Genomic DNA, 9,411 nt, shown 5'->3' with positions numbered 1-9,411 from the left:
GCGGACACGATCTGCGCCTAGTAGCGCTCGAGCGCGACGGCGAAATTTTAAAAAAAGAGGCGTGGGAGCGCACGCAGATCTCAAGCGGCAAAAAATATGAGATCGTCGAGTTCGTGGGCGGCGGCTGAGGTCGGAGCTTTGAATTGCGTTAAAAATTGCGACGACCGAGGTTTAGATCTGCGCGAAGGCCGCTAAATTTTAATCGGTGTAGCGGCACGGCGGCTGGAGCTTAAAATTTGCATTCGCGTCGTAAAATTTTAAGCGATACGGCGGCGCGGAGAGATAGCGGCGTTTGGGTTTTTAAATTTATTAGAAGGACAGGGCGGTTTGACGCCTGCGGTGAGATTTTAAATTTTGAATGCGAGCTAGGCCGCGGCGGCAGAACGCAGGAGTTTTAAAATTCGCTCCGCGGCGATAGAGTTTAAATTTTTATTTCGGCGGCGGAACGTTAATTTGCGTCGCCGGCTGCGGCGGTTGGGTGTGGAGCTGTAAACTGCGTCGGCACCACAAGCTTGAGCGCATGGCTTTAAAATTTATGCCGAAGTTGCGGGCTTTGAGCGCGAGGTTTAAAATTTACCCCGAGATTTCTGCCGTCGTGCACGCTAAGACGCATGCTACGACGTACCGCTTTTTCGTCGGTTCGGCTTGAAATTTTAAATTTAGCCGCAGCGCGGTTTATTCAGGCGTTTAGCGGCTTTCAAGTTTGGCGGATCGCTTTAGCGCTTCGCGACTTTAAAATTTAACCGACAAGCGGGGATTAATGCGTTAAAATTTAACGGATTTAGCTTGCGCTGCGCGTTTCGTACGGAGCTCATGCGACGCGCCGTATTAGCCGAATGCAATGCGCAAAGCTAAAAGATTACGCGTTAAAAGCACGATGAAATTTGCGGATTAAAATCGCGTGCGATGCGCTTGGTACGCTCCGCTTGCGCCGCAGCTCGTGCCAAGCGTTTGTGCGGTGCGTCGTAGCTGCGTAGATCTCTACCGCGACCGTGCCGCAATACTGCATAAATGCACGCTATTTTCGCGCAGATATGAGGCGCCGTACACTTAAATTTGCGCGATAAATTTAAACGGCAAAAAGATAAAATTTAGGATTAAAATGCTGATAAAATTAAATGGCAAAGCTTACGAAACGTGTGCGAGCAATCTTGAGGGGCTTAAGCGCGAGGTTAAATTTAGCGGCGAGATCGCCGTGATAAACGGCTATGCGAGCACGCAAAACTGCGAGCTGAAGGCGGGCGATGAGCTCTTTTTGATCACGCGCGGTACGGAGCTATCGCCGCAGGAGCTTCGCGATCTGATGCTTGCTCGCAACGCCCCCGCCGTAAACGCCGCGCTGCAAGGCTCGCGTGTGGCGATCTGCGGGCTCGGCGGGCTCGGCTCCAACGTCGCGATCCTGCTTGCGCGCGCGGGCGTGGGCGAGCTCTTTTTGATCGACTTCGACGTCGTCGAGCCGACCAACCTCAACCGCCAGCAGTACGAGATCGGCGATCTTTACAAGCCCAAAACGGCCGCTTTGAGCGAAAAAATCGCGCGCATAAACCCGTTCGTGCGCGTGCGAACCTTAAACGAGCGACTTACCGCGCAAAACGTAGCCGAAATTTTAAAAAACGAGCGTATAATTTGCGAGTGCTTCGACGACGCGGCGGCGAAAGCGATGATTTTTGGCGCATTCGGCGGCACGGATAGCTTTTTGATCTGCGCTAGTGGCATGGCGGGCAGCGGCGACGCCAACGAGATCCGCACGACGCGGCTCGGCAAAAACGTCTTCGTCTGCGGCGACCGCAAAAGCGCCGCGGCTCAAGGCGTGAGACTGCTTGCGCCGCGCGTAGCGATCTGCGCCGCACATCAAGCAAACGTCGCGCTTAGGCTAATTTTGGGCGAGGAGGGCTAAGCCTGGCCGCCCATCGCGCGTCTGCATTTCTAAATTTACGTGCCTTTGTGCATTGCCGCTAAATTTAGCTTTGCGCGATTATTTTTGAGAAGCGGCGAGCGTTTCGGCGGGTATACGGCGCGCGTTTTTAAAACGGCGTAAAATTTACTGCGCGCTGTGCAAATTTGGCCGCGAAATTTAGCCGTGAGATCTAAATTTAAACGACGAAATTTAAACCATTTGTCGTGCGCAGCTCGCGTGTAAGTAGAATTTTAAAATTTATTCGGCGCGAGCGAGCTGCTTTTGAACGTAGGATTTAAAATTCCGCGCAGCGAAGCGAGCCGCAGTCTGCGCGTGAAATTTTAAAATTTTGTGTCGTGGCGTAAAATTTGACGAGAAATTTTAAAGCTTGGACGCGGCGTCGTGCGGCGCATTAAAATAGCGATAGAAGCAAGGCGCACAATCTGTGCCGCAATCTCGCGCTGTGTATAATGCGCTGCGCAAGCACTGATATTGCGCCATCTGCGCCGTATCTGAAAAAAAAATTTAAACTAAAGAGGATAGAATGGACGATAAACTGATCTTAGGCGGCAAGGAGTTTAGCTCGCGCCTGATAATGGGCTCTGGCAAGTTCGATCACGCGATGATAGACGCCTGCGTACGGCACGCGGGCTGCGAGATCGTCACGCTTGCGCTGCGCCGCGTGAACGAAAGCAAGAGCCGCAATATCTTGGATTTCATCCCCCGCGGCGTCACGTTGCTGCCGAATACTAGCGGCGCACGAAATGCCGAGGAGGCGCTGCGGATCGCACGGCTCGCGCGCGAGCTGGGCTGCGGCGACTTCGTAAAGATCGAGATCATAGGCGATAGCAAATACCTTCTGCCCGACAACGCCGAGACGATCAAAGCCTGCGAGGCCCTGGCGCGCGAGGGCTTCGTGCCGCTTGCCTACATGCACGCCGATCTGTGCGTAGCTCGCGATCTAGTAAGCGCGGGGGCCGCCGCCGTGATGCCTCTGGCTGCGCCAATCGGCTCCAATCGCGGGCTGATGATGCGCGGGATGATCGAAATTTTGCTGGGCGAAATCGACGTGCCGATCATCGTAGATGCGGGGCTAGGCGCGCCTAGCGAGGCCTGCGAGGCGATGCAGATGGGCTGTGCTGCGGTGATGGTAAATACGGCGATCGCCACGAGCGGGGATCTGGCGCTGATGGCGCGGGCGTTTGCGCTCAGCGTGCAGGCGGGGCGCGATGCCTATCTGGCGGGGCTCGGCGCCGTTTCTAAGACAGCCAGCGCAAGCTCGCCGCTAACGGGATTTTTGCGCTAGCGGTTAAATTTAAACGCGGCTTGGTTGTGCGAGCCGTGTTTTTTTGCGCGGAATTTACCTTTCTTGGATACATATAGCGCAGCTCGGCATAGCAGCCGATAGACATGGCGTGAAATTTTAAAATTTCGCACGGCGCGGTGAGATAAAATTTTAAAATTGCGGCGCTTAAATTTACACGCAAAAGCGTGCCGCGTGGAATTTAAATGAAAATTTAAAAGGAAAATTTTAAAGATGAATAAAACCGGCTATCTAGCGGGCATGGAGGATATCGGAAGCGAGACAATGGAGCGTACGCTTGCCCTGCGCGAGGGCTTTTGCGAGGAGGCGAGCGAGGCTGACGTGCAAAGGGCGATCGGTGCGAAAAATAGAAGTCTGCGCGATTTTGCCGCGCTACTAAGCGTGCGTGCGGGCGAGCATTTGGAGCAGATCGCGCAAGCCGCAGCGCGCGAGAAGGCAGCGCATTTCGGCAGCAACATCGCTGTTTTTACACCGATTTACATCTCAAACTACTGCGACAATCTCTGCGTTTACTGCGGCTTTAACTGCAAAAATAAAATCGCGCGCGCAAGGCTTGATGAAGCGCAGCTAAAGGCGGAGTTTGAGGCGATCGCGGCTACGGGGCTAGAAGAAATTTTGATCCTCACGGGCGAGAGCGAGAAAAATAGTCCCGTGCGCTACATCGGGCGCGCCTGCGAGCTCGCGCGGCAGTATTTTAAGGTAATCGGCGTCGAAATTTATCCGCTAAACTCCGCCGATTATGCCTATCTGCATGCTTGCGGCGTCGATTTTGTGACCGTCTTTCAAGAAACCTACGATCCCGCGCGCTACGCGAAGCTGCATCTTGCGGGCAACAAGCGCGTTTTTGCGTATCGCTTCGCAGCTCAAGAGCGCGCGATCAGAGGAGGTATGCGCGGCGTGGGCTTTGCGGCGCTTTTGGGGCTCGGGGACTTTCGCCGCGATGCCTTTGCCACGGGCGTGCACGCGTGGCTGCTTCAGCGCAAGTACCCGCGCGCCGAGATTGCCTTTTCGGTGCCGCGCCTGCGCCCGATCATCAATAACGACAAAATAAATCCGAAGGACGTCGGTGAGCGCGAGCTGCTGCAGGTCATGTGCGCGTATCGGCTGCTGCTGCCAAGTGCGCAGATCACGATCTCCACGCGCGAGAGAACGGGCTTCCGCGACAATGCGATCAGGATCGCGGCGAGCAAAATTTCGGCGGGCGTGAGCGTGGGTATAGGCGGGCACAGCGAGCAGAGGGGCGACGAGCAGTTCGAGATCAGCGACGCGCGCAGCGTAAGCGAGGTCTGCGAGGCGATCCGCGCAGGCGGGCTGCAGCCGCTGATGAGCGAGTATATCTATGTCTAAGAGCGCAGATATGCGAGCTTACGCCGCGAAACTTCGGCACCAAAGGCTTGCTTCGGCGGCGAAATTTTTAGAATTTTATGCAGTGAAATTCTGCGCTCGCATGGGTAAAATTTGCAATGCCTTTTTAAGAGGCGAGATTTGCGGTGCGCTACTTGCGGGCAGATTTAGTGCCGCTAGACGCAGCAAAATTCGTAGCGTAAAATACTACGCCGAATTTTACAGCGCCGCATGCCGCGACAAAATTTATGACGCTATGACGGATGATAAAATTTTAGGCACCGCGTTAGCACGCGCAGGAAATTTTGGGCTTCAAAATGCGTGCGTAAATTTGAGGCCTCGGAATACATATGCGGATTTAAAATTTAAAGGTAGCGCAAATTCCGAGCCCTTGGGCGGCGTAAATTTTAAATTTAAAAACAACGCAAACCCCAGGCTCCTATGTAGAAGCAACGCAAAGCCGATAAAATCTAATGGTTCGGCAGATGCTTTAAATCCTAGCGGCGCAAACAAAATTTTAGCCTCCATCTGGGCGGGCAGAATTTTAAGCTCCGGCATCTCGGCTATGGATTTAGTTTTCGATGCAGCGGCGAAGAATTTTATTTCTAGCAGCGCTGCAAGAATTTTAAGCTCTAGCGCGGAAGCAGGGATTTTGACTTTAAGCCTGGCGAATAAAATTTTAAACCCTAGCGCTGCGGGTGAAATTTCAAAACCAAATGCTACGGGCAAAATTTTAAGCCTCAGTGCTGTACCGCGCGCGGATTTTGGGCTTAAAGGAGCGGGCGGATGCTAGATTTAGAGCTTGCTTCGCGCATTACGATCATCACAAATCGCGCGCTCTGCGGCGGAGAAGCGGCGCTGCTCGCGCGCATAGCGGATTTTACCGCGGCGGGTGTAGGCGAGATCGTCGTGCGCGAAAAGGATTTAGACGAGGATGCCTACGCGGCGCTGTTTAGTAAAATTTTACTCGCCTGCGAGAACGGGTTTTGTGCGAATACAGCCCGTGCGGTCGGGATGATTGTAAATGAAGCTAGCGCTGCTAAATTTAGTAAAACCCAGGCTTTCGCGGGCGAATTAGACGCGAGCGCGGCCTACACGGATAAAATTTTGCTCTGCGAGCGCGACGAGGACGAAGTTTCGCCAAAAAAGCTCCATTCGGGCGGAAGCAAAAGCGAGCTTTACGCGGACGCGGTCCGTAAGCATGCTGCTACGGATGAAGTTCGGTGTAAAAATTCCGCCCGAGTTTTAGATGAAATTTCGTCCGAAAATTTTATCGGTGCTGCAAACTGCGCGAATGATAGCGCACCGGGCGAGATTTTGCTTCGCGGAGCCGTATGCAAAACAAAACTCGCGACGAGGAGCGCGCAAAGTACCGACAATGCAAATGGCGCAGAGAATATGCAGGGTGCAGTAAATACGGGGGGCTCACAGAGCGCGCAGTACACAGAAAGCTCTGAAAGTATAGGGGGCGTAGAAAATTCACAGAGCGTGAAAGAGGCGGAAAACTCGCAGAGTGCGGCGGGCGCGCAGATAGCAGAAGGCGCAAGGCGCCTGCCTGCGATCTTTGTACATAATTTTGCAGATTTTGCGTTGCGCGCGCGCGCGAGAAATTTATGGCTGCCGCTCGGGGTTTTGCGGAGCTTTAGCGCGGCGCACGGCGCAGATTTTTTGCGCGCAAATTTCAAAAAATTGGTCGCTTCCTGCCACAGCGAGGCGGAGGCGCGCGAAGCGCTGGAGCTGGGTGCCGGCGCGATCTGCCTGAGCCACATCTTCACGACCGATTGCAAGGCGGGGCTCGCGCCGAAGGGGATAAATTTGATCCGCGCCGTGCGGGAGTTTTTCGCGGGCGAAATCTATGCGCTGGGCGGCATAACGCCGCGCAATTTCGCCTCCGTCCTACGCGCGGGAGCCGACAGGATCGCCGTTATGAGCTCTGCGATGGCGGCGCAGGACGCGAGCGATTTCATAAGAAAATTTAAGAAATAAATCGATCCAAAAATGCGGTTTGTTTCCGTTGCTGCGCCCTTGCTGCCGTCATTGCGCTGCATGCGGCGCGACGCAAAAACACATATTTTAATAAAATCAAAAACGCGCGAAACGAACGCGATTTATTGCGATTTAAGTTCAAAGTTATAAAATACGAGCGATTTAAGCTTAAGGATATTTTTTGGATAAAGCGTGGCTTGAGGAATCAAAAAAGCTTCTAAATGAACAGCGCCGAAATTTAAAACAAAAGCTGCGAAAAGGCGCTAGCGCCGACATCTTTGACGATGCGGATTTAAGCGATGCAACGGATCGCAGATCATTAAATTCAAACGATACAAATTTGAGTAGCAAAAACTTTAAAAATGCGAATTTTAATCAAACAGACCCCGAATCGCAACCCGATCATCTTTGCGGCGCAAATTTCCGAGATAGAAATTTAAACAGCATGAATTTAAACTCAAAAGATGAGATAAAATTTCAAAATTTAAACCCGGGTGGTATTTCATCGCGGGGCGCTAAAACTCGTGATTACGACAAAGAGCCGATAATCATAAAAGACCACGCTATAATTTTAAATGCTATCATCGGCGCGATCTATATCATTACTACGATATTGATGGCGATATGCGGTAAATTTTCCGCCCAGCAAATTTTATTTCTCGTTTTGCTGGATTGCTATTTTCCGCTCAGAGCATTAAATAAATTTTCAAATTTCGGCAAGTGCTATATATGCTTTAAAAATGACGATATAACCCTATACTCTAAAAAGACGGAAGCCGTTTTATATGAGACCAAAATTTCAAATATAATTAGTATCAAAAGAACCACGGGACCGTCATATCCCGAAATATCAAAAAAGGCAAAATGCCTTATGCTGCTATTTGCTTTTATATATTTGCTTTTGGTTTTTTTCGTAGCGGTAGTGATAGACGGAAGGGAGGAAAATTTTTGGATAATTTTTGCGGTAATTATATCGATTAGCTTTTTTCCTTTATTGCTATATAGGCTTTTTAACGGGCTAGGCTTTGATATTATAAATGATAGCATATTGATATACGACAAAAGTTCTTTTATAGAGGCTTCGTTTCTAAGCAGCAAAGAATACAGGGAATTAAAGACCTATTTTCTACTAAAAATAGGAAAAAATTTAGATAAAATCCAGCCGCAAATTTTTGTGTAGATCATAAAAGCGGACTCTATTTGAAATTTATATTAAATTATGGTTGATCAAATTTACTCTTTTTCGGCGATATGAAAACGATGACGTTTGAAGCGAGCAGGGATAAATTTAAACAAATTTTACCTTGTAAATTTACTAAATCTCATTCCACGAGCCGCGCGCGGATGTCGCCGAAGAGCAGCACGTCCTTCAAAACGGCGCGATCGGCGTAACCGCGCTCATTTAGGCTCAGATGCAGCTCGCCTCGGCTGCTAGAAAATATCGGCTGGTTGATGAAAACCACGTAAATCGCCGCAGCCTGCTTATCTGCGCCATGCTCGCCTGGTTTCGCGCTTGCCTCGGCGCTAGAGTTTGCATTTGCATCGCTAGGCGGCGCGACGCCAAGCTCGCTCGCGATATTTGCGGCGGCGCTTCCGCGCGGCCTTTCGATGTCGATCCTTCCGTCGGCGCTCTTTGCGCCTGCGGCTCGGACGAAAAATTTATCGCCCGAGTGCGGGATTTTAGAGAAATTGAAAAACAAACTCAGCAGGTCGTTCGTCGCAAAATAGGGCAAAATTTCGTCGCTTACGAGCTGTAGCTCGCCGCCCGTGCCCTTGAGCTTTTGAAATTTTATCGTTTTGCGCGCGTAGTCGAAAGTGTAGGTTTTGCGCTCGTTTTTCGCTGTTTTGCCCTTTTTGCGCGAGACTTCGTGGACGTAGAGATCGGGCATCAAAAGCCCCGCCACGACGCGCCCCTTTGAGCGGAAGCTCTCGCGCCTCTGCCCGCTCAGGCTGCCCGCGACGCCCTGCGCGACGGCGTCCATGACGATCTCGTAGCGATCGCCCTGCCGCACGAACCGCGTATTTGCGCTGCCGACCGCGCTGAAAACGCCGAACGAAATTTCATATTTCGCGCTGATCGTCTCGCCGAAAAGCGCGCTCGCACATAAAATCAAAAGAGTAAAAAATTTCATCCTTACCGTCCTTCCGCTTTACGGCGCCCCAATTATACGGCGCCCGTTAAATTTACGCTCTTTGCGCCGCCCGTAAAGCTCGCGCAAGAATCTGCACCGCGTTCGTAAAATTTACGCCTAAAAAGCAAAACTCGCGCCGCCTATTTCATTTTCTCCATAGCGTGATTATTAAATATCAACTGCCGCTCCTTGCCGTCGTGAAAGGCCGCGCCGTGTGCGCCTAAAGACGCCGACTGTCGCCGCTTTTATATTGCGACGCATATGCGGCTCGGCGCGCGCTTGCCAGAAATCGGAGCGATTTTATATTTCGTGCAGGCTGCTTCATCGCAAAGTGTGCCTGTGAATAAAATCAAAATTTCATATTGCGGCTATGTTTGTACTTTGCACTATCCGCTACGCCGCGCCCGTTAAATTTACGTTCTTTGCGCCGCACATAAAGCTCGCGCTTAAAATTTGCGCCGTCACAATTAAAGCACTCGTTAAATTTACGCTTTCATGCGGCGTCGTTTCGTGCCGTAAATACAGCCGCGTCGGTTGCTTGCAAATCCGATCAAATTTAAACAGGTCCGCTTTCCAAATGCGTCATGATGCTTTTGATGTTCTTTGGACGCATCGGCGGCCTCACGGTCATCTTTGCGGCACACGCGCGTGTCCGGCACGAATCCGGCCGCCGCCCAGAGGAACGAATCACCATCGGATAGGAGGAACATCATGAAATCCATCCTGCT

General features: G+C 51.5%; 9 protein-coding genes. 7 read left to right on the top strand and 2 right to left on the bottom strand.

Going from position 1 to position 9,411, the window contains the following annotated elements; genetic code table 11:
* Positions 1-11 precede the first annotated feature (11 nt).
* The 7 genes from thiS (at position 12) to Q0605_RS01785 (ending at position 7,731) form a co-directional block, all read left to right on the top strand.
* Positions 12-128: a sulfur carrier protein ThiS gene (gene thiS / locus Q0605_RS01815; protein WP_298703691.1), complete on the top strand. Its 117-nt coding sequence runs from the start codon at positions 12-14 to the stop codon at positions 126-128.
* 974 nt (positions 129-1,102) lie between these two features.
* The gene (thiF, locus tag Q0605_RS01810; RefSeq protein WP_298703689.1) at positions 1,103-1,897 is read left to right on the top strand and encodes a sulfur carrier protein ThiS adenylyltransferase ThiF; all 795 of its coding nucleotides are present in this window, start codon (positions 1,103-1,105) and stop codon (positions 1,895-1,897) included.
* Positions 1,898-2,441: 544 nt separating this feature from the next.
* Positions 2,442-3,203, top strand: a complete 762-nt coding sequence (locus Q0605_RS01805) for a thiazole synthase (RefSeq protein ID WP_298703687.1) — start codon at positions 2,442-2,444, stop codon at positions 3,201-3,203.
* A 231-nt stretch (positions 3,204-3,434) separates the two neighbouring features.
* Positions 3,435-4,568, top strand: coding sequence for a 2-iminoacetate synthase ThiH (gene thiH, locus Q0605_RS01800; RefSeq protein WP_298703685.1), 1,134 nt, complete (start codon positions 3,435-3,437; stop codon positions 4,566-4,568).
* On the top strand, positions 4,561-5,358 hold the full coding sequence (locus Q0605_RS01795) for a hypothetical protein (RefSeq protein ID WP_298703682.1): 798 nt from the start codon (positions 4,561-4,563) through the stop codon (positions 5,356-5,358). The genes thiH and Q0605_RS01795 overlap by 8 nt, the downstream gene beginning before the upstream one ends.
* Complete coding sequence (locus Q0605_RS01790) at positions 5,352-6,551, top strand: thiamine phosphate synthase (protein ID WP_298703680.1); 1,200 nt, start codon at positions 5,352-5,354, stop codon at positions 6,549-6,551. The genes Q0605_RS01795 and Q0605_RS01790 overlap by 7 nt, the downstream gene beginning before the upstream one ends.
* A 181-nt stretch (positions 6,552-6,732) precedes the next feature.
* Positions 6,733-7,731, top strand: a complete 999-nt coding sequence (locus tag Q0605_RS01785) for a hypothetical protein (RefSeq protein ID WP_298703678.1) — start codon at positions 6,733-6,735, stop codon at positions 7,729-7,731.
* Positions 7,732-7,873: 142 nt separating this feature from the next.
* On the opposite strand, the gene Q0605_RS01780 is transcribed toward Q0605_RS01785, so the two are convergent.
* The gene (locus tag Q0605_RS01780) at positions 7,874-8,683 is read right to left on the bottom strand and encodes a DUF3108 domain-containing protein (RefSeq protein WP_298703676.1); all 810 of its coding nucleotides are present in this window, start codon (positions 8,681-8,683) and stop codon (positions 7,874-7,876) included.
* Positions 8,684-9,168: 485 nt separating this feature from the next.
* Positions 9,169-9,411, bottom strand: a 243-nt coding sequence (locus Q0605_RS01775) for a hypothetical protein (protein WP_298703675.1), incomplete at its 5' end; no start/stop codon positions are given.

Origin of the sequence: uncultured Campylobacter sp., assembly GCF_938017705.1 — a bacterium.
Classification (GTDB): Bacteria; Campylobacterota; Campylobacteria; order Campylobacterales; family Campylobacteraceae; genus Campylobacter_B.
The sequence above is the reverse complement of the archived record's forward strand: the minus strand, read 5'-3'. Positions and strand labels throughout refer to the sequence as shown.